Here is a 22742-nt window from a genome sequence, read left to right on the forward strand (position 1 = left end):
TGCATTAGTTAAACGAGGGAAACGAACACTCGCGTTCGTCCCTACATCGCTTCTACTGAGACTGTTGGCGAATTCGTAGGGAGTGTCACCTAGAATGAAGCATTTGGGCGATCGCCCCCAGTGAGTCAACAGCTATGTGGTCAATTAGAAATTGAGCCAATATCCGCCATTTTTATGGGTGAGGGGTTTAACCCCTTGTTAATTGACCAACACTATCTTCTACATCGCCCCTACATCGCTTCTACTCCGCGCTTCCTTGCTTTCGCAAGGAGAAAACAGTTGGGCGATCGCCAGAATTGCAGGCAACATGGAATCCCCTTTACGCCCAAGCTTCAGCGAACCCTCTAAATCAAGCAGCAGGGACACCGCAGACGAAAGGGATGTTAGAGAAGCAGCAGCTACTTCTTTTCTCAGAAAGTACACTCGCTTCGGGTTGGCAATTTGACAAATCCGGGCAATTTCAGCGTCTTGCTTAACTCCTCCAACTATCGCCGCTTTTACCCACAACCAAGTTCTAAATTGAGCAATCAGCGTCGCACAAATCGCCAGCGGGAAAGTTTCTATTGCCAAAAGGTCAAGCAGCAAGTAGACTGCTCTCTTAGAGTTATTTTCCCTCAGCGCTTCGGCAAGCTGGAGGCTATTTTGAGTGGTTGAAGGAACCAGCGATCGCACAGAGTTTAAAGTGAGGGAAGCGCCACTGCTGTAAGTTGCCAACTTGTGCAGTTCTGATTCAGCGCGAGCCGGATTGTTGCCGATCGCAATCGCCAAGTAATCAATAGCATTTGAGTTCAGCGACAGCCCTATTGCCAAAGCTTGAGTTCGGATCGATCGGGCAACGAGATCCGTTCGCCAGGGGGGAATAAGGTCGAACTCAAACAGCTTAGCTTGAGAAAGCAAGAATTTTGCCACCTTCAGGCGTTTGTCAATGGAAGGCGCTACAAAAACCAGGTGCGTCTTTTCCGGCACCTGCGGGAGCAACTGGAGAACCTCCAGCGCCTCTTCAGTAAACTGTTTGAAATTACACCCTTCTACCACCACTAACTTTGCTTTTTCCGTTCCCAAGGCGGGAGTTAAGGCGCAGTCAACCGCCTCATTCAATGCCGAAGCATCAAAGCGGTGATAATTGAAACTCATCCAAGCGGGGTCGAGGTTCTTTTTAAAGGCAGAAAGCTTTTTGTGAATCGCGTGGAGGTCATCCCCTATCAGCAAGCTAATCATGGGTTCTTCTCCTCGAACAACACTTGATAGCGGACGCCCGTTGCAGCCAGAAATATCTTCTGCACCTTAGCGGAGTTCCGGTTGAACTTGTCCAGGTATTGGGCGGGCACGGCCAGCACCGCTTTCTTTTCCGTCAGTGCTACCAGGGAAGCGGCACAGAGTAAAGCGCGGTTCTTCTCAGAAGTTGCACTTAGCACTTTTTCCCAAATGGCTCGCTCTTTGGAACGGGGCGATCGCAACTTGGAGGAGGTGGGCAGCTTCTGGGTGCGGTCGGGCTGCCTGGGGTTAGCAAGAGCGCCAAGAGCGACGTGGGGTTTTAATTGTGGCACCTTTGCCAATCCCAGCAAGCAGAGTTCCAGCCACAGCGTTGGGTGAGCGCTTTTGCTGAGCTGCCATTCCGAAGCCTGCAACTGTTCGAGCCCAGCAGCGATCGCATTGCAGTCCCAAGCAGAGGCAATTTCCATCAGGGCCGAGTGCGAAATGCCGCTAACTAGCATTAGCGAACAGTCTGGCACGTTCGTTGCAAGCAACAAGTCCCGGTAGCAGGCTAGCAGCGACGCCAGCAGCATTTTAGGGCTTTTCCCGCTGTCAATGAGTTCGCGGGACAGTTGCAGCAGCTTCAGCGCGTCACCGGCGCGGGTCGATTTCAAAATTGCAACTAAATCCGACTCCGGTATCCGCCCCGACAGCTCCAATACGTGAGAGCTGGTAATTTCCTCTCCTAATAAGCTCAACTGATCGAGCAACTGCAAGGCGTCCCTCATCCCGCCATTCGCGGCGCGGGCGATCGCAATTTTAGCTTCTTCGGCAATTGCAATTGACTCTTTCTGGGCTACCATTGTTAGCTGTTTGACAATGGCTGGGATTGGCAGCGATCGAAACAGAAACGTTTGGCAGCGGCTGTTAATTGTTGGCAGCACTTTGTGTTGCTCTGTTGTACACAAGATGAACACTACATGATGCGGAGGTTCTTCCAAACATTTTAGAAGAGCGTTAAAAGCTTGGGAACTTAGGCAGTGAACTTCATCTAAAATAAACACTCGGTAGCGGCTGATAACTGGTGCGAAGTGCGATCGCTCGATCAGGGCGCGAGCGTCATCCACGCCGTTGTGGGAAGCCGCGTCAATTTCAGCAACGTCTAAGCTGCTGCCTTTTTCAATCGAGCGGCAGGATTGGCACTTGCCGCACGGCTTTACTGTGGGTTTGTCTGCACTGGTGCAGTTGAGAGATTTAGCTAAAATACGGGCCGTTGAAGTTTTGCCCGTTCCCCGTTCGCCGGCGAACAAGTAAGCCGGAGCAATTTTATTAGTTTTGACCGCATTGGAAAGTGTCCTTTGGATGTACTCCTGTCCGGCCAGTTCAGACAAGCTACGAGGGCGGTATTTTTGAGGCAATGCTGCGTACATGATTGAATGGTTAGGTGTAATTGTTTGCTGAGAATTAGAGTCATATTTGCGGAGTTTGCACTCAGAACAAGAGAGAAGTAAAAAACTCAATATTTTTACTTCTGCCAAGCGAGCCTTTTATGCAAAAGACATCATTCTTTAAAAATCGGCATTAACAAGTATTTGGCATCCATTAGGATGTTGGGCTTGGAGGGGTTGCCAGCAGGAACTAAAATGGCGGGACCGTCGCGCTGAGTGAGGTGCATTTGGAGTTGGGAACTAGCGATCGCTTTTGCACCTTCCAACAGGTATTTTATGTTGAATGAAATTGACCAATTGCCGTCTGAGTTAACGTGCGCCGCCATCTGTTCCAAACCGTTTCCAAATTCTCTGAAAAGCGACAGTGACACTTGCTGTGCTTCGCTATTAATGCGGATGCTGAGCGTTTTTTCTTTCTTGTCTGCCAGCACAGCAATTCTCTCTATAGCTTTGATGAAAGGTGCTTTTTCCAGCGTTACCTGATGTTGGAAATCCTGCTGCAAGAACTCGTGATAAGCTGGGTATGCGCCTTCTAAACAGCGCGTTACTAAGCGCTGCGCTCCCCACCGGAATTCTATCAAAGCGCTCTCAGTGCTGTAAGAAAGCTCTACTGGGTCAGCGGATGTCCTGCTCGATAAAATTCGCTCTAGTTCGGCCAGCGATTTAGCTGGGACTGTAAGCTCTAGAGGCTGTGCAATTTCCGCTTGTTTCTTCTTAGAAAAACCTTGAATTGAAGTATTGAGGACAACCAAACGGTGGCCGTCTGTGGCAGCAAATTCGAGGCTATCTTGGCAGATTTTGAAGTAAACACCTGTCAGGATGTGCTTGCCTTCATCGGTAGCGGTGGCAAATAGTGACCCTTTCAGCCCTTCTTTCAACGTTTCAGCGGGGATGCAAATTGTTTGCGCTGTTTTTACTTCAGGAATAGCAGGGAATTCTTCACTCGAAATCCCTCGAACTTGATAGCGACCGCAAGCAGCAATTAGGGTAGCAACTGGACTGTTGCTAACAGCCTCTGGCAAGGTGATGTTATTCCCGCTATCTTCGCTATCTTCACCTTCGCGATTCAAGGCTTCGCGACTGACCAAAGTGATATCTCCGGGCGAGAATTTCCCGACAATATCACTGAGAAGTCCGACTGGAATAGTCATGTCGCCGGGAGATTGAACGTTGGCCTCAAAGGAGGTTTGAATAGCCAATCTCATGTCGAAGACGGTAAGTTGGACTCGCTGCGTTTTTTTGCAAGCAACTAAGAGGACATTTCCTAACACGGGGTGGGTGGGTTTTGCTGGGACAGCTTTGCTGACAAGTTCGAGATGGTTGGCTAAATTGTCTTGCGTGCAGACGAGCTTAATTTCTGCTGGCAAAAGCTGGGGAGAATCGCCTGCGCTATTGGAGGAATTGCGAGCGGATTTTTCTTCAATTTTTGGTTCATCTTCGACCAAAGGTTCGGTTTGTTCTAAGGGAACACTTGCCTTGGGTTTTGTTTTGGAAAATCCGCTCTCTTTTTTTCGGTTTTTAGCTGTCGCGGTGCGGGATTTGGTTTGCATCTTTGTGCGTTAAAATAGCTGCTAAGCGGGGGGAGCGTTAGCTGCCCAGAGAATAGCTCGCACGACTCAGCTTGTTACTCAATCTACCAACCATAACCTCAATCACCCTACTAAATCTGTACTATTGAGTGACATCCCAAAGGTGCAAATGAGCAAGCTTGTCAACAACCTGAAAACGGTTAGTAGTCGGTTAATTAGAAAAGAATTTTCCGCCCAAGTTAACAAGTTTTACTACAAACCTGTCTTCTGGACGGGGGCTTACTTTGTCTCTAGTTGTGGTAGCGTTACTTTTGAGAAACGATGAGGCCTATGTCCAAAGCCAAGAGATGCTCCAGAATAATAATGTTGCTAACGCTTTGTTTATTTGGCTTCAATTCCTCTGCCACCAAGCTAACGCTATGGTGGCAGTACCCTTTCAGCATTTTCCGATGGAAACTTGTCATGTGTGGCGTGGTCTTTGAGTGGGTGTAACTTCTCCCCACCTAAATCGGAAATTTAGGTGGAGAGGGTTCAACTCTAAAAGCGCGGTTCACCCAATATAAAATGGGTTCACTTACTAAGAAAAACCCGGTGCTTCGCACGGCTACAACTCACGTACATAAGCTGATTGTGCGCTCGAATGCTGTCGCGGTACTCTTTGAGAAATTGAGCTTTTTGACTAGGACAAACCCGAGCGAGGTACAGCAATTTAGTAGCGACCTTTCTGCCGATATCACTGCTATCAATTCCCACCTCCGTGAAAGTAGAGCCTTGAGAATTGTGTACAGTAATTGCCCAACAATTTCTCATATCTGCAAAGATTTCACAATGGTCGTACCATGCCTTCCATAAGCTCGGATTGCTTTTAGCATTTTGCAGCAACCTAGCATTGTCCTGTTGGAATCGGCAAGCGTCACTTTCGTGGAGGATGTAAATTTGGCGTTGGTCGCCTGCATCGGTTTTAACCTGGAGATTCCAGGCTTTATAGCCAGAGTACCTATCCTCTTGAAATTCGGCAATTTCCACTTCTGCTGATGTGGGCAGGATGACGGTTTTGCCGTCGGGAGCAATAACGGGAGCTTTAGCAATCAACCTCTCTCCAATAATAAATCTGGGAGCATTTTTTCCGTAGATTTTGGCTCTGATTTTGCTATTCCAGTAGGCGACGCGCTCGTTAGTGTAGCAGAGGATGCGAAAGCAATCAGGGTCTTGAGGGAAAGTAGAAGAGAACTTTTTTAAGGCGTATTTCAGCAGCGTTTTTTCTCTGACTAAGAAGGCTCCGTTTTTTTTATCAAGGCTGAATTTGGAGAAGGGTTTGAACGCCTCTTTGCTCTTGACAGCCGTGCGGCAAGCTGTTACGAATTCTAGCAGGGGGCTGCCCGCACCTTGCCGGACGACCTCTGTTAAAACGGCTTTTTCAGGCACGCTGAAGGATTGAGATTTTTTCTCTTCTATTTCGCCCTTATTAACAGGAGGCAATTGTGCGGGATCGCCCATGACGATGAGCTGCCGATTGCTGCCGATGAGTAAAGCGCTAGCAATTCTTTCTTGAATGATATTCCACAGTTCTGCTGTAACCATACTGCACTCATCGAGAAAAATGGTGTCGTACAGGTGAAGGAAAGAAGGAGAAACTTGTTTGAGGATTTTATTTTGCCCCTGTTTGACTGGAGCTAACCCCAATAGCTGGTGGATGGTCATAAAGTCTACTCCTCTCAGTCCTTTTTCAGCAGCCATCCGTCGCAATACGCCTACAGCTTTATTGGTGGGAGCAGTGAAAGCGACTCTCTTTCCGGCGCTGACTAATTGTTCTGCTACCAGGTTGACAAGGGTTGATTTTCCCGTACCTGCATATCCAAATAGCCCGAATACCCGTTTAGAACTTGCTACAAATTGTTCGAGGAGTTGGAGGGCGTTGTTTTGTTGAGAAGTTAATTGAAAATTCGGTTTTACCAGTGTTTGAATCATAGGGTTGGTTTCTTCTACTATCTTTCAAACACTAATCAGCGGTAGCTGAAATTTACACATTGACACTCCGGGCGCCTGAAGGCACGAGGATTCTTAAGACATTTCGATCTTAATATCCCGCGCAAGCGTGCGGGTTCTTGGGCGCAATCCTTTTGCCTTAAAAGGTGGGCTGCTATCCTTGTCTTGCAACAAGCTCCTCAAGCGTTTAGGGATTTAAAAAATCCCTGGTTTCGCGGAGTCCCCGCGTACCATTTTTAAAGCTCTATCTCTGATGGTTTTTGCCGCTCCGATATCTGCGTGCTGGTAATAGCCACATTCCACACAGATGAATTTTTATCCATCTCTGTTTGACTTGTCAATATGGCCGCAATTTCTGCATTCTGTGCTGGAGTGTTTGGGATTGACTTTGATGGTGACTTTGCCTTGCTTTGCAGCCAGATACTCAATCTTTAGAATCAATTCACCCCAACCTGCATCTGATATCGAACGATTTAAACCTTTCTTTCTCGATTGCCCGTTTTTGAGGAACCTCCCTGTCTTTTCGTCAATTTTTACCTGACATCGGTGCTTCATCCCTGAAATATTTAAGTTTTCTATGGCAATCGCATCTACGTTACGAGATACTATCTTGTTAGCTACTTTCCATTGATAAGCGTGACGCCGTTCACCGATCTTTTGATGTAACCGCCCTACTTTTTTAGCTGCTTTATGGCGATTTTTGCTCCCTTTGATTTTGCGGTTAATTCTTTTCTGTCTGATTTTTAGGGTGCGTTTAGCTTTTTTGGATGTGGAAAACTTAGGATTTTCAATTTGACATCCATCAGATAGATGAACTAGCTTGGTAATTCCTAAGTCACATCCAATTACTTTCACCACATCCTTGAGAGATTTTGCTATTGTATAGGGAACAGATTTGTTCTCTATCCTCAGGGACACATACCAACCATTTTGACGCTTCCTGACAGCACAAGCCTTGATAGTAAAACCATCGGGAATTGAACGTGAGTTATAGAATCGCATCCACCCTAGCTTGGGTAAATAGATTTTATTGCCTTTGACTTTGATGCCCATTACAAAAGTAAAGGACGTAAAGTTACTCCGGTTTTTGAATCTAGGGAATCCTCTACCTTCAAAGAAGTTTTTGTAGGCGGTATCTAAGCGTTTAACATTCTGTTGTAAAACTGTTGAGTCAATTCCACTATACCAAGGTCTAGCTGTTTTTAAGTCAGGTAGTGCTGTGATTTGAATGTCGCCAGCACTGCGACGAGGGTTCTTAGTCTTACCTGAAGCATCGGTTTTTGAGGATTTCCAAGGATTTCCTGTTGCACCATTTTTACTGACATAGCAGGTTAATGGGGATACCTCGCTTTGAGTTCTAAGAGCGCAGTAATTTCCTTGGATGAATTGTTGGTTATAGTGGGTAATTCTGTCGTTGAGACACCAATTGTAGTGGCTTCTTAACATATCTACCCAGTGAGACATTTTTGAGTCTTGTGTTCGATTGGGACGCAGTTTGTAAACATAGTTTGTGAGCAAGATTTAGTTACCTGTATTTGAAAAATGAACTGGTTTAATTCTAGTCTAAAAACTTACTTGATTCAAAATATTTCGCAATTTTTAATTTTTTAATAATTTAAATTTTTGCCGACCTACTTGAATTAAAGCCGTCAAGCGAAGGACGGGGTTTTCAACCCAGTTTTCTGATAACTATAACAAAACTTACGCATAACCTCTATATGTAGGGTGAGCCATAAGCACCTTACCGCTACCAATAGTGTATTTAAACACTTGGGGCGTAAGTCTTGTATAATTTGTTCTGTTGATTTGACTGCTACTCAAATTTTACATAGTTAGGACTTATGCACCCATCAAAAACTCTCCCAGTTATCAGTTGGATTGATAACTAGGAGAAATTGTGGAGAAGCGGAGTTATTAATCTAATGCAGGTACTTTGACTAATTCGACTTCAAAATAAGCTTGACCCATCAATCTTGAGGCAAAACTGGCTGTTCTTGACTATCAAAAATAATCACAAATGTGCGATGTTTAACCAACCGTTGCAAAACCCGCAGATGCTCATCTGCATCGTTTCTCTTGCGGAATCGCGCCACAACAATACGCTGGCAATTAGGAAGTAAGCGAATTAAGCACCACGGGTGCAACTTCTCAAAATAGGTCATTTTAACCTCCTGATAACAGTAACAAATTGTGTTTGTGTTTGATTACCTGCCATTACCTTAATTGAAACAATATTGTCAAAGACAGGTCACGGTGATATTGACAATTGACTATATTTGTGCTGAAACCAGCTCAAATTATTTTTTGATGCTGAAAAGGCTTGATGTATATAAAATCAAAAACAATAGTGGCGCGTCTATTTGGAAATGAGGCATTAGAAATCTCCTCAGAAACTCGCAGGGGAGAAGGGGAGAAGGGAGAAGGGGAGAGGGGGAGAAAGAGTTTCTTTGATCCATAACGGGTGCTGGGCCTCCGTGAAACGCTTTGAAGTTTATCAATTTGAGAAAACACGGGCAATTGTTCAATGCACTAATTTCAAGCAGACGCGCCACTACTAATGCACGCTATTATCTTCAGAAAGCCGACATAGCAAGGTTGCCAGTGCCTCTGGAATTTCCTCAAAATGTTCCAGCAGAAAGTCCATTACTGCCAAATGGCGCAAATCAACAGCAGTAGGAAATCTTCGATTTTTTCCCTTTTTAAACCAACCCCGCACTGTAGAATTAGAACGGGAACAAATAAAAGCGATTTCCTCGTAACTCACCGCCCACTTGCCATAAAACTGCTTCGGCGTCATTCCCAATTGGCATTGGCTGTAAGCTGCAATTAAATTGCGCTCTCTATCTGTCAAAGTCTGCGGCTTTTTCATCCTCAAACCCCTCCAAATCTTCCTCCCGCGCCGTATCAAACTGACACCAAGCTGCGCTCTTGGAATTAGCAGCCAGCCAAATTATGTAGCACCACATCCAACAGTACCGGCGCGGTTCGCAGTTGTAAAATTTGCCAATAACTATCCCCCAATCAGCTTCTTCGCCAACACCCGTCCAGCGCACCATCTCCCCGCACTCAAAGCGCGGCCTGTGAATTTTGGCAAAATTAGCAGGCAATTCGATTGAAGGTGGCATCCCCTTCAAATCTCTTAGCAACAGCGCCGAAATCAAATCTCGACTTCCTTTTAAGATTGACATAAGTTCATAGCTGTGAATCGATTGCACCTGACTTTTTTTGACAGGTTTTCAGGCAAATTTATTGATAAAGAAATAGCAGCGCGATCTTCCCCTAAATCAATCAACTGAAATCAAGCTGTGTAAATTCCTTTCTCCGGCATAATTGCCCTGTTTTGAAGTTAAATGCTAAGCCGTGACCCGGGCAGGTTCCTAAATTAGGGTGCTTGGTATTTGGCAAAAGTTTATAACCTTTGTGGGGGCAAATATTACCAGGCAGCAAGGAGCAATTCGAGTAAGCTTCCTCCAAGCGTGGCAAGAAGTTGTAGTCGGCTGAAAGGATTGGTATATTGCGGTAGCACAAGCGCACCACTTGTTTTATTTCGATAACTTCACAAGCTAATTGAACTCGTGCTTGCCAATCTTCAGCAGTTTCCCCATCTGTGAAGAATAAGTTGATAAGTCGGTCATGCCAAAAGCGAAAGTCAAAGTGATAGTGGAGCGGTTCAAACTTGAAAATTTCTGCATCAGAGTGTGGGCGCTCAGGAAGTATAGGAATCCAGAAAGGGATGATTTTCCATGGAAATCTTGATTCAAAACTGGGAGGACACCAGCTTTTAACGCATTGTACAAGCGCTCTTTCTCCAATGGCTACTACTTGATTCTGTGTTTTATTTTTGTTACGGAAATAGGCAGAGTTTTTGGCCATTAATTAGTGTTACTAGGAATTGGCACTAATACCAATCTCTCTCATAGTTACAAGGAAAGATTGCGTTCGCTTAATGGTAATGATTCTGTTGTCAAAAAATTTTAGGGATGCGTTGCAAAAATCTTTGCAGTACAGAAATCGCTGTCCAATTACCTTTATTAGCAGCTTCGAGATATCGCCGGAGCAAATCTTCAGTTACTTGTTGGTCAAGCCAATGCCCCAATTCCACTAGCTCCTGCTTTTGTTGTTGATTGTGCCCTGCCAACAACTCAAACATCCCCAACTTCTGGAACGTGGAAATGTCAAAGTTTGCCAGTTCTTCCTCAATCCTTTGCCGTTGCTGTTCAACCTCTTCTGGTGACAGAGTGGGCAGCGGCGGGTGCTGGATATTGAGAAATTTCTCTACTTCTGGGTAATCTCCGACATACATCTTTTCTTCCAAGCGATCGCACACAATTGCATGGGTGGGAAATTCATCATCGGAACCGAGGTGGTATGGTTCCAGCTCGAGGGCGAGAGCGGGATGTTCAGTAAGTGGCTCGTACACGGCATAGTAACTGAAAGTCCCTAACCCTCTACCATCAGTCCAAGTAGCTTTGCTGCCCATATAAAACATGGCGAAGTATCGGGAATCAGCAACGATACCCACCATTTCTGGCAGCATGGGCGGTAGTGGTACTGGCAGTAAATTCAAGTTTTGTCCGTTCATGGCGAGATAGCCTCCCTCTTTGAATTTTGTGTGGTTAATTGAAAGGGAGCCAGTTAACTGAAATAGAAGTCAATCATAATTCTTAACAGCTAACTGGCTTTTTTGAGGGCGATCGCCCGTGATGAAGGCTTTCCTAGGTGAATGCGTTCGCTATTGTTAAGAATGGATGAAACTTAAATGAGCAGGTCACTCCCAATAGCGGCGATAGCCGCTCTTTGACCAGCCCGCTGGCTGAGTGCGATCCTCTTCTCCGGCTGTGCTAACGACGTATTTACATCATCCTAGGTGCTCGCGATCGATCAGAAACAAGATTTATTGTCGTGAGCGGTTGAAAAAAATCAGATCGAGCGATCCTCTTCTCCGGCTGCGCTAACGTCGTCAACCAAATGGAAGGTGTTTGAGAGCCTTCTTCACGCGCGCGTGACAGGGCTGCCGCTCTTTGACAAGGCCAAACCTGTCTTGTACTGATAAATTTGTCAGTTCAATCTTCTGACTATCAATGAATATCCCTAGATTTTTACAAGGGCTTTTCGCCCGAAAATAGCTTAACTCTTTGAGCTTTTTTTTAGTGATATAGTAGTCGCTACCAATCAAAATTACCCCAAATATCTAACTTTTAAGGGGTAAATATTGGCGGTTTGTGGGTGTAATGACAATCAGGATTCCGGTGTATTTACTGCTGGTGTCGCACTGATAAGTACCTTCGGCTTGTTGATTGGTGGAGTCATTTTTAATGATTTGGGCAGTTCCTAGCATTTGCAGCAGTAAGTATATATCTATCTGCCCTTTGACTGGTTCCGTAAGATAGTTTTTATGGAGTTATGGGGATTACGTCAATTACAACTCAAGAGTCAGGAAAGCTTATTCACACCTCACTCTTGAGCAGGCGGCTCAAACCAGTCAGGATTGTCGCGGATAGCAGTTGCCTTTGTTTTAGCTCAAATACATCCGGGAAGAAATGGGTAGCCATCGCGAGCCTTCGCGAGCCTTGCGTCCAAATATCGCCTGAATTCAAAGAAGACTTACGGGAGAGCCCTTCAACTGTTGAAACAATCTGGCGAACCAAAGTCGCGATAGCTTCACTTCAGAATCCCGAGTGCCTTGACAAGCTGTTCCGGCTGCACTTCTAAATAGCGCTGGAGGCTCGACAAATTTTTGTGACCTGATATCTCCATAATTACCCGCAGTGGCACCCCAGCATTGCTCAAGTTCGTGAGTGCTGTCCGCCTCATCGAATGTGTGGAAGCTCCCTTAATTCTTACCCGTTTGCAAGCTTCTTTAAAAATCAAGTCTGCCTGAGAGCGTGTCAAAGGCTTCGTACCCTCTCGCCCCGGAAACAAAAAACCCGCATCTGGATTGTAAGCCAATAAAAACTTAGCCAACATGGGATGTAGCGGCAGCGTTCGCGTTGCTGACTTGCCCTTAGTTGTCGCTTTCCGCAGCGTCACCACACCGCCAACAATGTCCTGAGTTGTTAAAGCTAACGCCTCTGAAATACGACAGGCACAATAAAAGGTCACAGCAAACAAAAGCCTATCCCTTGCTGTAACAAAACCCCGGTCGAACAGCCTAGATATTTCGGCGGGCGTCAAAATCTTAGCACGCCCGTTGCCTTGAACCTTCACGGCGCAGCCCTCCAAAATGAAAGCTCCCTTATTATTGGACGAAAGTGTCTTTTCGTCAAGTCTGCCGAAAAGCTTTTATCGCTTGATGGGCCACTTGCGGGGCGCTGCGCCGAGGATGCCTCCGCCCGCGTCCTTTATTGCAGTTAGATTGGCTTTTATTGCTACTCAACTGACTTAAATTCTCAGGCAAATTGATAATTGGCAAGGTGGCGATCGCATCTATGAGGTCTAGGAAGGTAACAGGTTTAAGTGCCGCCATAACAGTACGCTCAAATAGAAGTGGCGCTTGTAATAATTTGATTATACTATTTTTTGATTCACTTTGCAAGTTGTTTTGCTAGTTTTGTTCCCCTTTAATAAAAAATTAGGATTTTCTTGGAAAATCGCTTATTCAGGTCAAAAGAACTGCCCAAGCCTTCGTAAGGCTTGGGCATTGTTATAAGTTTCGGAGGGTAAACGAGTACGCTGGTTGGTTGAGAAACTTTTCGTTCGCTGTTAGGACACTGAACGCGCACTTTCACCTAGTTCGGAAGTAGCAGATGCTAGAGTATTTGCAATCACCGCTTTGGGAGCAAGCTTGAGGATGATAGGCATCACAATTAGGGGAGAATTTTCCAGCCGATTTTTGATTTGAGCCTGCAACCATTCAATAGAGGAATCAGAGCCGTTAACTTTTTGCTTGAACCCCAGTTCTGGCGCAGCAGCTTTGATGGCGCTAGCAATTTTGCGAGCTTGCCTAAGTGAAATTATTGAAGTATTAACGGCAGGAACTGAGGTTGTGCTTGCGCCTGAATGTGCGGCAAAATCAATTGGTTTTGCTGGTTTGTTTGGTGTTTTTTTGCCTGTGGTCTGATGGCGAGTGTGATGGGATCTGGCTGGTTTCTCAATTTCAATTGTTGCTCCATTTACGGCACTGCCAATACCATCGGATGGTGTTGCGACTGTTGACACATTTACTTGGGTTCGATTGTCTGTGAGTTCTTCTTGGGCTGCTTCAGGTTTGTGCAGGAATACTGAGGCTAAGCAAAAGAGAGTGGTAAAAAGGAAAGGGGGAAATAGTACATCGTTGATAGTTTGGATAGTCATATTAACAGAAAACTCCAAATCAAAATTTTCGCGGTAAGCATTGCTAACCTTTTTTAGATTGCAACAGTTGACAACATGGTGCAGCATGGCTACACGGGCTGAAAAAACGGATAATTAACTTCAGCCTTTTGGATGATTAACTGAGGAGAAATACACCTCCTCTGATAATTAATTCAACAGTCCCGGCCTGCTGTACGAGGATCTAAGCGGTTTCAGGAAAGCGAAAAGTTGTGTTTTCTTTCTTTGCGATCGCCTCGCGCGTGACGGGCGCCAATGCGAGGGGACAGTGGCGAGTGAGCGTTCAGTCGCCACAATTAGCACTCTCTGCGGAAAGTGGTTTCAGTAGCTCGCTTTGTTTGTAGGCCGGGTGCGGGAATTGTTAGTTCAGCTGTCTTCCACTCCGCGACGGTAGGCGCGGAGATAAAAGTTAATCAAAAATTAATCGGACATTACTGTCATTTCACCCCTAACTTGGCACGCTAGATGGAACCATAAAATTGCACTAATAATGCCTGCAATGCTTAGAACTTCGTACCGCTGCTATAGAGGGAGCAAGCGCATAACTTACGTATACAAAAGCAGTAGCTTGCTGGAAGGATAAAGTGGCTACTGCTTTCGTTATGGGTGAAGTGACAATTACCGAATGAGCAACTTAAAAAGTATGTTGAGCAGCAGGCAACTCCTGAATAAATACTGAGCATCAATCGCGATCGCCATAAGAGACTCATCCTGTCCCCTCTTCTGCAAGCTCTAAGCGGTGTGCGTAAGTGTTGACGAATTGCCCCGAAAACAGGGATTTCACCATTACCTGAGCCCCAGAAACAGCTCTAACGACATATTTCTGAACCTCACCGCAGAACCTCACCACCGAGCCAACTTTCAGCTCAAACGGTGCTATTTGGGGTACTTTTGCCTCATAAGTGGGAATAGCGTGATTTTCGGGTTCTATCGCCTGATATGAAGCTGCAACTCCCATCTCTTCAGTTGTTAATGTCTCCCCAGGTGCAGCTTCCACTCCGAACACTTGAGTAGTGTGAGCCCATTCCTCATCCAGAGGCGACACACCCTCAGATATCTCTATATTATTATCCGACCCTGTGCCAACAGTTCCCACCTCATTATTTTGTTGAGATAAACCAAGAGGCGGCACAACCTCAGATATCCCTATATTATTATCCAACCCTGTGCCAGCAGTTCCCACCTCATTAATCTGTTGAGATAAACCAAGGGGAGGCACACCCGATGACATCTCTATATTATTATCCGACCCTGTGCCACTAGAAACCCCTTCTAAACACTCTCGTGCACCTTCCGCCGACACTGCCTCTTTATCCCGCTGCTGCCAAACCTCAAAAATCGCCTCCCTGCCATCCTGGGGAAACTCAAACTGGTAAACCCTAATACGTTTGGGCCGACCTTTAGCATCTCGTTCCTCCGACCTTTCTTGGCGAACCCGCCGCAAAGTAAAGCCCAGCTTACCCCTTAAAATATACTGCACCACCTCCATTGGTGTCATCTGAGGACTGACACTAATACCCAGAAAATCCTTAATATCAACACTGCACTGCTTCACTTGTTCCGCAAAAGCTATCACATCCGCGTCAGTCCCCCGGTACTCCCGGTTAACATTAAACAACGACTTTATCCCCAACGCCTTCAAAGCTTCCACACTTGCCGTCAGCAAACGCAAATCTTGAGGACACACCTTTCCTTGCCCCCTTTCCAGATGCCCCGCCAAGTGATTTTTATCTCGAAATCTGACCAACTCCGGGTCATAAATTAAATAGTAATGTAAGCGAATTTGAGGCAGCCAGCCAGCATCATCCTTCAACTTAAGTTCAGGTGTGATGGGCACTCCATAAGTCTCTTGTAATTGATACTTGCGCTGCTGGTTTAGTTCATCACGAGTCTTAGCCCGTTTGTCCTTCAATTCTAAGTATTTAGAAAGAGTAATGTCAGAAGCATTATTAACAGCCTGCGCTTCTAACAATTTATTCTCTTCCTTGATAGATGTCGCTTCTGCACGGATGCAAGCTGCTACCGTTTCCCGGCTATCTAACTCCGACTTTAATTTGCGGTCTTGCGACTCTAGTTCTTCCAATAAATCCCAATTTTGAGCATTGTTTGCTGCAAGCTGTCGTAACAGCAAAACTTTGAGTTCTTGTTGTAATTGATTCTCTCGACATAGCGAAACAGAATGCCCTTCAGCTTTTAAAGCTTCCCAAATTGCCTCCCTGTAGTTCCACATCCCAGCATTAATTCTCGCCCCCATTTTAGCCCAAGTCCGCAAGTGAATTGGGTCGTAAGCTTCATCAATGTCAAAATCCACGTTTTGCAACAATTTGAGATTGGTTGTGATGACTTTTTTTTGAGATTTGAGAATTGCTTGGTAACTCGAACTGCCATTGCCAATTTTGCCCACACCAAAGGGCGCAGTCCAGACAAACCAAGGCACTGTTTCATCTCGAACTCGCGCTAGTGCTTGCAAAGCGTCATTGACAGCAATTGCTCCTTTAAAAATGCCGAAAACCGCTGTAAAATGATGGCGAAGGTCAATGCTAACTCCTGTGCCAATTGTGGGGCTAGCGATGATGATATCATAGTTTTGTATGAGCGTATTTAGTTGGTCAATGCAACCGTAAGCGGGATGATTTGGATCTGATACTGATTCGCTATCAATCCTGAGAATTCGCTGATGAGGAAAGCGTTTTTGTAGTTGTGTTTCAAGGTTGCGACAAGACCAATTGCCTGTAACTTTTTGTGAGTCTTCTACAACCATAATGCGTGGGCGATAGCGCTTTAGATGGTGACATTCAGTATGGTTGATAGAGCAACATTCTGTGGGGTCTATAGGGCAAGATTTGGCACGGCTTTGATCATCACATTTAGCATCGCTTATAGGACAAAATTTGGCACGGCTTTCAGAGTCAGATACAGCACAGTTTTGACAAGATTTAATACAGCTTTTAGAAGGACATTTAGTACGCTTTTTATAGGTACATTCAGCACGGCTTTTCCGACAATATTCAACACAGCTTTTAAACTCACCTTCAGCCGGGTTTTCAGGATAATATTTAGCAGGTTTTTTCGGACAATATTCAACACAGCTTTTAGAGTCACATTCAGCCGGGTTTTCAGGATAACATTCACCAGGGTTTTTCGGACAATATTCAGCATTGCTTTTAAAGCTATATTTAGCACGGCTTATAGGACAGCACTCGGCACGGCTTTCAGGATAACATTCAGCAGGCTTTATAGAGCCACATTCAGCACGGCTTATAGGACAGCATTCGGCGCGGCTTTCAGGAGCACATTTAGCAGGCTTTATAGGGCAACATTCAGCATGGCTTATAGGACAACATTCGGCACGACTTTCAAGGTCACAACAAGTGACTTCTTGAGACAGAATTTGCTCCATCTGCACATACAGCGAAGCCGGATTAGAAGTGGCAAAAAAAGTCACATCTCGCCCTCGTTTGGGCTGCCACTCATTGATAACAACCCAAGGGGAAATAGGGATACCTGCTATGGCTATTAGGTAGTCTATGCTGTAATCCGATAAATCTGCATCTTGGGCAACAACTAAGCCTCCACTTGTCAAGACGTTGTGGATGAGCTCTTGCAGAGTTTGCAAGATGGTGACTCGGTTTTCGCGGCAAGTTGAACTGTTTAAGGCGTGCCAGATGACTTGTTCGCACTCATCGATGATGACAATCGCACCGAACCAGTCTTCAGGATTGAATTTAGCTTGAGATAGGGGGTGGAGGCTGTCTATGCACAAGCCGTATCCGAACAGTTTACCCTCGGCTGAGTCTCTGGTTTCGTCGATGTAGTTGATTCCTAAGCTGGCACAGATAGCCCTGCCCAGTTGAATCCTATGGGTAATTATCAGCACGCGGCGATCGCCTGTGGAAAGGGATTGTGAGACTAAGTTGGTGAGGGCTTGGGTTTTGCCGGTGCCTTTGGGGGCTTTGATGCAGGCTAACCCGGACTCTGGATAGGGGAGTTTTCCCAGATAGCGAGAATTTAGCTTTAAAGACGCGGGATAGGTTAAAAGCCATGATTCCCTAGCGAGCCAGAATTGGAAGCCTTGCGCTTCATTTTTGAGGGCGCTGAAGGCATCGGAGCCCTTCGATACCACGAAATCGTCAACGCCTTTTTCTGGTCCTGGCAGGTTGATGACTTTGACGGGGCAATTAGCGGCTGTGAACAGGCGGCCGAGTTTGCCAATTTCCCGGTTGACATTTTGGACGGTTTGGCGTTTGCTGTCGCGGTCAAAGCAGATGTAGATGGAGCGTTCCTCTGTGGCAAAGTGTTGCAGTTCGGGGATGAGGTAGGGGTCGCATTTCTCGCCTTGAGGGGTTTTGGTTCTAACACCGCCGGTGACACCGGGGAGGGCGATGGCGGCGTAGCCCAGTGTGAGTAGGCATCCGGTTTTTTTTACGCCTTCGACGATGATGACGGGGATGTTGTTGTCCCACACCCATTGCCAGAAGCCAAGTTGTCTGTCTGAGTTGTCGATGGGGACACCGTAGCGTTCTGCGACTTTTGCCCAGATGTGGTCTGGGACTTGCAGGAAAAAGGCTCTAGTGGGGGTTTTGGGGGGGTGTTCGTACTTGACGGGTTTGATTTTGCCTTTGGGGTCAAAGGCATTTCGGGGCTGGTGGGGTTTGAAGCAGCCCCAATACATGGGCTGCCAGTTGTTGAGGGGGTCAAGGCCTGAGCACCACCAGCCGCCGTGTTCGATGTGGCTGTAGTGTTTTCTGGCCCACCGCCATTGTGCGTCGGGGTGGACTCTGCCGGAGGCGGCGTTGATTTCGTACAGGAGGTATTGGTACGGGGTGTCGCCTGAGAGGGTTTGGATGTTGAGGGCGATGAGGTCGGGGTCTATGGCCGAAGCCAGCCATTCGGACAGGGGGGAGATGGGTGATGTCATTGGACACCCCCGGTGTTGGTGGAAGGTAGGGGTGTGAGGCTTTGTGGGTTAGGTGGAGTTGAGCGGGCTTTTCGTCTGCACAGGGGTGCTTCTTTGATTTCAGTGAAGCTATGGACACTTCCCGTGCGCTTGGTTTGACGGCGAGCGTTCCAGCACCTCAGATAAATTTCTCTCGTCACGTTTTATATTGGGCAGAATTTGAAATCAATCCTTAGCCTGTCTGACTCGGCTGCTGTGGTTAGTGACACTCCGTTAAACTACTCAAACTACTCAGGAGATTTTTAGGCGCTGAAAGCTATACAGGACAAAGGTTTCAAATTTACAACTTTTCCGAATACCCCCTAAACTTTTCCGAATACCCCCTAAACTTTTCCGAATACCCCCAAAGTGTTTAGGCGCTGAAACCATTTTCAGATAAGAGATTCAAGCAAATTTGCCAATTTTTTAGGTGTTTAGCGGTTTAAACACTCTGCTGCTCAAAAAGCTAAAAAGACCCCCTGAATTGGGAGTCTTTCCGCTGGATGCAAGATGCCTTTTGGTTGGCTAGTTACTCATTTAAGCCAAGGTGACGAATTATCTTGGTTTTCAGGCTGGGCTTGATGGTATGTGGATAGCAGCCGTTTTCAATCTGAGATAGCTGGGATGCTGAAATCCCCAGCTCTTTTGCCATTGTTCTCAGGCTTTCTTCCATAGTTTTCCGAGCTTCTCTCACCCATTGACCAAAAGCTATGGGTTCGGTTAGGTTGGCTGCTGGCTGAGCTGACTTCTGCTTGTGGGCGGGTCTTTTGGGCGGTTGCGGTTGCTCTGGTTTTGGTTCGGGTTGTTGTGGGTGTTTGGGTAGCGCTTCTGGCTGGCGTAAAGTCCCGTTAAGTTGTAGCCAGGTTTCAAACCAGTGATGGGGCTTTTTAACTTGGCTGTTTGGATACGCCCAGTCAGGGACATCGGACTCGTAGTCAAAGAGGTAGGGGTATTCAAAATTTCCCAGTGTTTTCAGCCCTCGATCGAAGCTGCGCTTTAAATTCGAGGCAGTAACTCCGTTTCTCTTTGCTGTCTCTATGTCGTTCTTATACCCGATTCGCGTCAGCAGTGTTTCTATTTGATACCGACCGCTTTTGTGCTGTTGCAGGGCAAATAGGGCAAAATAAGCCAGTCTGAGAGCCATTTTTTCCTGGTAATAATCTAGTTTTAGCGCCTCGCTGGTAATGTAGCCAAATTCCCGCAAGTATTCGTGACCTGCAAATTTGTCAAACCATTTGCCAGGGCGATAAGTGATTTCAATATCGATCAAGGTGTTTTTTTCTTGATGAAACACCTCGGTAATTTGAAAAATCTCCCAGAGATTGGAGTGTTCAATAGTAAATATTTTATTGCGTATCCGCCAAGCTTTAACGGAAACTTCTAATCGTTTTAGCAGATATCCATGATAGGCTAAGGCTCTTAGTTTTTCTTCTTTAGAAAGGTATCGGGCTGGCTGGCTATTGGCGTCTCGTTCGGCTTTTGGGATGTAGTGTTTCTTTTTGTTATTCTCACCAAAGTCAGCTAGGAGTTTAGATGCTGATACTGTAATTTGCTCTCTCCCGACTTCGGGCTTGCGGAAGGCAATCATTGCCAGTGCATAGTGCAGTTTGAGGGTTTCTTCTCCGAAGTTCTGGGCGATAATTTCCTTGGCTTGATAGGCAATTTCAGCAAAGTCTGTTAGGTCAAAGCGATCTCGGATTTGCAGTTCAACTCGACCTTTGGAAAAATCTTTGCGACCATTCAAACTGGTTTCGCTTATTTCCCAGAAATCCATACCAGTGACTCCAGCCGTATAGATCGTATCTGTGATTGCACTACTGGGGCATTCTTCGTAGAATTTTCTTTGGCATAGCCGGGGTTCTGTAGATGACTTATGTGACCGTTGCGATTGCTTTGGCTCCGCGTAGGAGCTGTTGCTAAGGTTATTAGAGTCTATATTAACCTCAAGGTTTTGATTATCGCAGATTTTCTTGCCAGACATGGGGGCGATCTGTCTCCACCTGTTATGGTCGGTCCATCGTGCTTGTCAGGTTGATGGGTTTGCTAATTACAAAGTTTTATCGTCGCATCACGAAGTAAATCGCTCTTCTGTGGGGCCGTTGCGATCGCTCACCCAGTAGCGGCGGTGGCAGGGCTGGGGGTAAATGTCAGCGATCGCTATCAACTCTCCTCCGTCTTCGCGGTTTCTGAGTTCTTTTGCTTTTGCCAGTCTTTGATTGCCCTAATGACTACGTAAGCAGCGCCGTTGGCGGCAATTGGCGTACCGGTGATCAGTCCGTAGCCTTTGGGGTAGCAGCGGTATTGAGTGCCATCGGCTTTGTCTACCGTCCAGCCGTTGGTTACGGCTTCTTTCATTTTGGCGGGAGTCAGTGGCTTTTGCTGCCAGCCCGTGCCTTGAGGGACTTTCTTGCCGTCGAGCAAGCAGAGTTGCCAGTCTTGAGGAATCCGCGACAAGCCCTGGTACAGGCGGGTGCTTAGGTCGTTGTAGTGCATTTTGGCTCCTATTCCAAAGGGTAGAGGAAGCCGAATGTTGGAGCAGTAAATGTCTTAAATACTAGAAATTCTAAGACATACCTATTGATTCAGTGCTTCTAATGGTTTAATATGGAAAAACCATCAAGGCAGCTTTAACAAGTCAGCCAGAGATGTACCATCATCAAAAGCTGGTTTCAACAAGTCGGCCAGAGATGTACCATCATCAAGAGTCGGCTCCAACAAGTCGGCCGATAGATGTGATGTACCGCCATCAAGAGTCGGTTAAGTCCGGCCGATGGAAGTACAGTCAAGAGTCTGCCCGGTCTGGCAGTTAACTCTTAGTCAGATGACAACTTCAGTAGCTCCGGTGGCTATCGCTGTCAAACAGCCGTCGGTGTTTAATGTCTGGGAAGAGTCCAGTTCAGAAAAAAATCAGAATGGGGATTCTAAGGTTGTTTTTCTGTACAACTGTATCTCTTCCACTGGTAGAATAGCCTCACTTGCGATTCCGACTAGGATTAGGGTGAGGCAAAATTTTTTGAGGGTCTGATAAAAGTATTTATCATTTAACTAGCATATAGCCGAGTAGAAGTTTGATCAAGTAAAGAATTGTTACGTTTTGGGTCAAAGTATTAGTGGCTATCATTATCCCGTCTAAGGCTAGCGATTGGAGCTTAGATTAAGTTAGGCGAATCATACTATTGACTGTAAAACGAGTTATTCTGGTATAATACAGGCGATACAATTATGCCTGCGGCAACTCCTTAGCTATTAGAAAACAGGAATGTCAACGAAAGTAGAGGAAAATTTAGCGCTCGATAGTGGAATCCAGAAACGTCTCGGTCAGTTAATAGAGGCGTTGGTGGAGGATGAGCGCGTTGGTAGTTCTAGGGAACTAGGAAGGATTACAGGAGTTTCATTCAACACCCTGGTGAACTGGAGCGAGGGCAAAGCCGATCCCAGATTGCAAAAGTTAGTCCAGTTTGCCTATGCGATCGGTTGGTCTATGACAGAGTTGATGCAATATGCGGAAGGGGATGAAGATCCCTATGAGGCGATCGCTCGTAAAAAAAAAGCACGACAGCAGAAGTATCGGAAAGTATCTTAACAAGAGAAAAATATCCATTTATTCAATATTTCAATGCCACGCTAACTGCCGAACAAATTCAGAAGCGCGACTTATTTTTACAGCGTATTAAAGCTGATTTATTACCGGATATAACATCCCGCAAAAGGCTTTATGTCTTGTTAATAGACAGCATGGCAGTTAAGGGTATTTCAGAATTAGATATCTTTGAAAAACTTTCCATTTCAGAGAAATTACTGTCGAAGATTCGGAATCTCAACATGGAATTTCAGTTCGGTCGTTCCTACTTAGAACAGTTAGCGCCCTATCTTTTTCAAGTGGAGGATTGGGAAGAGTTAAGACCTGTTTTTAAGGTGCCATACATCTCTTATCAGGGGTGGGTTGATAATCTGATTGAAGACTTACAAGTGGCTGAACCCCTATCTATAGCTATAGCTTCAATGAAATAGTTCCTAAAAAATGACCGATAAATTTGAGATGGGAAAGTAAGAACTGAGGTCAAACTTAGAGTAAAATAACCAAGTTTCTACTCTAGCAAGGCAGAAATAACCTACCAGTTCTTCAAAATCATGCAACAGTAGCAACAGTAGGTTGATTGTAGGAGCTCAACCCAACGATGTAGATTATTGGAAATATTTAGGTCAAGTCCTACAACTCCTGAAGTGACAAAATTAGCAGGTTTTTGATAAGGAAACCCTTTATTGATGAGTTGAGCATACCAGCAAGGATTTCAGGCTGTGAGCTAAAAACTGTCCGGACTGTTGCTTGATACGAAG

Annotated in this window: 18 protein-coding genes and 1 pseudogene; 3 read left to right on the plus strand and 16 right to left on the minus strand. The window is 45.8% G+C overall.

All coding sequences use genetic code 11. From position 1 onward, the window contains the following. Positions 1-219 precede the first annotated feature (219 nt). The 3 genes from holA to dnaN form a co-directional block, all read right to left on the minus strand. A complete protein-coding gene (gene holA, locus QUB37_RS13020) occupies positions 220-1218 on the minus strand; it encodes a DNA polymerase III subunit delta (RefSeq protein WP_333162529.1) in 999 nt (332 codons plus the stop codon). Continuing rightward, a complete protein-coding gene (gene dnaX, locus QUB37_RS13025; protein WP_333162531.1) occupies positions 1215-2624 on the minus strand; it encodes a DNA polymerase III subunit gamma/tau in 1410 nt (469 codons plus the stop codon). Before dnaX ends, holA begins: the two co-directional genes overlap by 4 nt. A 131-nt stretch (positions 2625-2755) precedes the next feature. Next, complete coding sequence (gene dnaN / locus QUB37_RS13030) at positions 2756-4192, minus strand: DNA polymerase III subunit beta (protein ID WP_333162533.1); 1437 nt, start codon at positions 4190-4192, stop codon at positions 2756-2758. Between the two features lie 118 nt (positions 4193-4310). On the opposite strand from dnaN, the pseudogene QUB37_RS13035 reads away from it, so the two are divergent. After that, a pseudogene (locus QUB37_RS13035) lies at positions 4311-4496 on the plus strand (IS200/IS605 family transposase); the annotation flags it as partial. 245 nt (positions 4497-4741) lie between these two features. Here the strand turns inward: QUB37_RS13035 and QUB37_RS13040 are convergent. The 13 genes from QUB37_RS13040 to QUB37_RS13100 all read right to left on the minus strand — a co-directional run bounded on the left by QUB37_RS13040 (position 4742) and on the right by QUB37_RS13100 (position 20897). Continuing rightward, entirely contained in the window at positions 4742-6139 is a 1398-nt protein-coding gene (locus QUB37_RS13040; protein ID WP_333162535.1) for an AAA family ATPase, read from the minus strand. Positions 6140-6472: 333 nt separating this feature from the next. After that, entirely contained in the window at positions 6473-7675 is a 1203-nt protein-coding gene (locus QUB37_RS13045; protein ID WP_333162537.1) for a transposase, read from the minus strand. A 449-nt stretch (positions 7676-8124) separates the two neighbouring features. Next, entirely contained in the window at positions 8125-8319 is a 195-nt protein-coding gene (locus tag QUB37_RS13050; RefSeq protein WP_015211718.1) for a hypothetical protein, read from the minus strand. Positions 8320-8711: 392 nt separating this feature from the next. Next, positions 8712-9026 (minus strand): helix-turn-helix domain-containing protein, encoded by a 315-nt coding sequence (locus tag QUB37_RS13055; protein WP_333162539.1) that lies wholly within the window; start codon positions 9024-9026, stop codon positions 8712-8714. Continuing rightward, positions 8998-9345: a hypothetical protein gene (locus QUB37_RS13060; protein ID WP_333162541.1), complete on the minus strand. Its 348-nt coding sequence runs from the start codon at positions 9343-9345 to the stop codon at positions 8998-9000. Before QUB37_RS13060 ends, QUB37_RS13055 begins: the two co-directional genes overlap by 29 nt. A gap of 100 nt (positions 9346-9445) precedes the next feature. Next, on the minus strand, positions 9446-10030 hold the full coding sequence (locus tag QUB37_RS13065) for a hypothetical protein (RefSeq protein WP_333162543.1): 585 nt from the start codon (positions 10028-10030) through the stop codon (positions 9446-9448). 91 nt (positions 10031-10121) lie between these two features. Next, a complete protein-coding gene (locus QUB37_RS13070; RefSeq protein ID WP_333162545.1) occupies positions 10122-10739 on the minus strand; it encodes a hypothetical protein in 618 nt (205 codons plus the stop codon). A 1079-nt stretch (positions 10740-11818) separates the two neighbouring features. Further along, complete coding sequence (locus QUB37_RS13075; protein WP_015211723.1) at positions 11819-12364, minus strand: tyrosine-type recombinase/integrase; 546 nt, start codon at positions 12362-12364, stop codon at positions 11819-11821. Positions 12365-12419: 55 nt separating this feature from the next. Then, positions 12420-12623, minus strand: a complete 204-nt coding sequence (locus QUB37_RS13080; RefSeq protein ID WP_333162547.1) for a hypothetical protein — start codon at positions 12621-12623, stop codon at positions 12420-12422. A gap of 236 nt (positions 12624-12859) precedes the next feature. Then, the gene (locus QUB37_RS13085) at positions 12860-13450 is read right to left on the minus strand and encodes a hypothetical protein (RefSeq protein ID WP_333150574.1); all 591 of its coding nucleotides are present in this window, start codon (positions 13448-13450) and stop codon (positions 12860-12862) included. A gap of 724 nt (positions 13451-14174) precedes the next feature. Beyond that, positions 14175-18386 (minus strand): plasmid replication protein, CyRepA1 family, encoded by a 4212-nt coding sequence (locus QUB37_RS13090; RefSeq protein ID WP_333162549.1) that lies wholly within the window; start codon positions 18384-18386, stop codon positions 14175-14177. Between the two features lie 547 nt (positions 18387-18933). Beyond that, a complete protein-coding gene (locus QUB37_RS13095) occupies positions 18934-20178 on the minus strand; it encodes a helix-turn-helix transcriptional regulator (protein ID WP_333046227.1) in 1245 nt (414 codons plus the stop codon). A gap of 386 nt (positions 20179-20564) precedes the next feature. Further along, positions 20565-20897, minus strand: coding sequence for a DNA primase (locus QUB37_RS13100; protein WP_333162551.1), 333 nt, complete (start codon positions 20895-20897; stop codon positions 20565-20567). A 766-nt stretch (positions 20898-21663) separates the two neighbouring features. Here QUB37_RS13100 and QUB37_RS13105 point away from each other — a divergent pair. Both QUB37_RS13105 and QUB37_RS13110 read left to right on the plus strand, forming a co-directional pair. Further along, a complete protein-coding gene (locus tag QUB37_RS13105; RefSeq protein WP_333046225.1) occupies positions 21664-21987 on the plus strand; it encodes a transcriptional regulator in 324 nt (107 codons plus the stop codon). A gap of 152 nt (positions 21988-22139) precedes the next feature. Then, the gene (locus QUB37_RS13110) at positions 22140-22415 is read left to right on the plus strand and encodes a lipase (RefSeq protein ID WP_333046224.1); all 276 of its coding nucleotides are present in this window, start codon (positions 22140-22142) and stop codon (positions 22413-22415) included. The last annotated feature ends 327 nt before the right edge of the window (positions 22416-22742 follow it).

It is taken from the genome of Microcoleus sp. AT3-A2, from assembly GCF_036705685.1.
GTDB lineage: Bacteria > Cyanobacteriota > Cyanobacteriia > Cyanobacteriales > Microcoleaceae > Microcoleus.

Coding starts and splice junctions, on each gene's coding strand:
- holA (WP_333162529.1), bottom strand. CDS start 1,218: ATGATTAGCTTGCTGATAGGGGATGACCTCCACGCGATTCACAAAAAG.
- dnaX (WP_333162531.1), bottom strand. CDS start 2,624: ATGTACGCAGCATTGCCTCAAAAATACCGCCCTCGTAGCTTGTCTGAA.
- dnaN (WP_333162533.1), bottom strand. CDS start 4,192: ATGCAAACCAAATCCCGCACCGCGACAGCTAAAAACCGAAAAAAAGAG.
- QUB37_RS13040 (WP_333162535.1), bottom strand. CDS start 6,139: ATGATTCAAACACTGGTAAAACCGAATTTTCAATTAACTTCTCAACAA.
- QUB37_RS13050 (WP_015211718.1), bottom strand. CDS start 8,319: ATGACCTATTTTGAGAAGTTGCACCCGTGGTGCTTAATTCGCTTACTT.
- QUB37_RS13055 (WP_333162539.1), bottom strand. CDS start 9,026: ATGAAAAAGCCGCAGACTTTGACAGATAGAGAGCGCAATTTAATTGCA.
- QUB37_RS13060 (WP_333162541.1), bottom strand. CDS start 9,345: ATGTCAATCTTAAAAGGAAGTCGAGATTTGATTTCGGCGCTGTTGCTA.
- QUB37_RS13065 (WP_333162543.1), bottom strand. CDS start 10,030: ATGGCCAAAAACTCTGCCTATTTCCGTAACAAAAATAAAACACAGAAT.
- QUB37_RS13070 (WP_333162545.1), bottom strand. CDS start 10,739: ATGAACGGACAAAACTTGAATTTACTGCCAGTACCACTACCGCCCATG.
- QUB37_RS13080 (WP_333162547.1), bottom strand. CDS start 12,623: ATGGCGGCACTTAAACCTGTTACCTTCCTAGACCTCATAGATGCGATC.
- QUB37_RS13085 (WP_333150574.1), bottom strand. CDS start 13,450: ATGACTATCCAAACTATCAACGATGTACTATTTCCCCCTTTCCTTTTT.
- QUB37_RS13090 (WP_333162549.1), bottom strand. CDS start 18,386: ATGACATCACCCATCTCCCCCCTGTCCGAATGGCTGGCTTCGGCCATA.
- QUB37_RS13095 (WP_333046227.1), bottom strand. CDS start 20,178: ATGGATTTCTGGGAAATAAGCGAAACCAGTTTGAATGGTCGCAAAGAT.
- QUB37_RS13100 (WP_333162551.1), bottom strand. CDS start 20,897: ATGCACTACAACGACCTAAGCACCCGCCTGTACCAGGGCTTGTCGCGG.
- QUB37_RS13105 (WP_333046225.1), top strand. CDS start 21,664: ATGTCAACGAAAGTAGAGGAAAATTTAGCGCTCGATAGTGGAATCCAG.
- QUB37_RS13110 (WP_333046224.1), top strand. CDS start 22,140: ATGGCAGTTAAGGGTATTTCAGAATTAGATATCTTTGAAAAACTTTCC.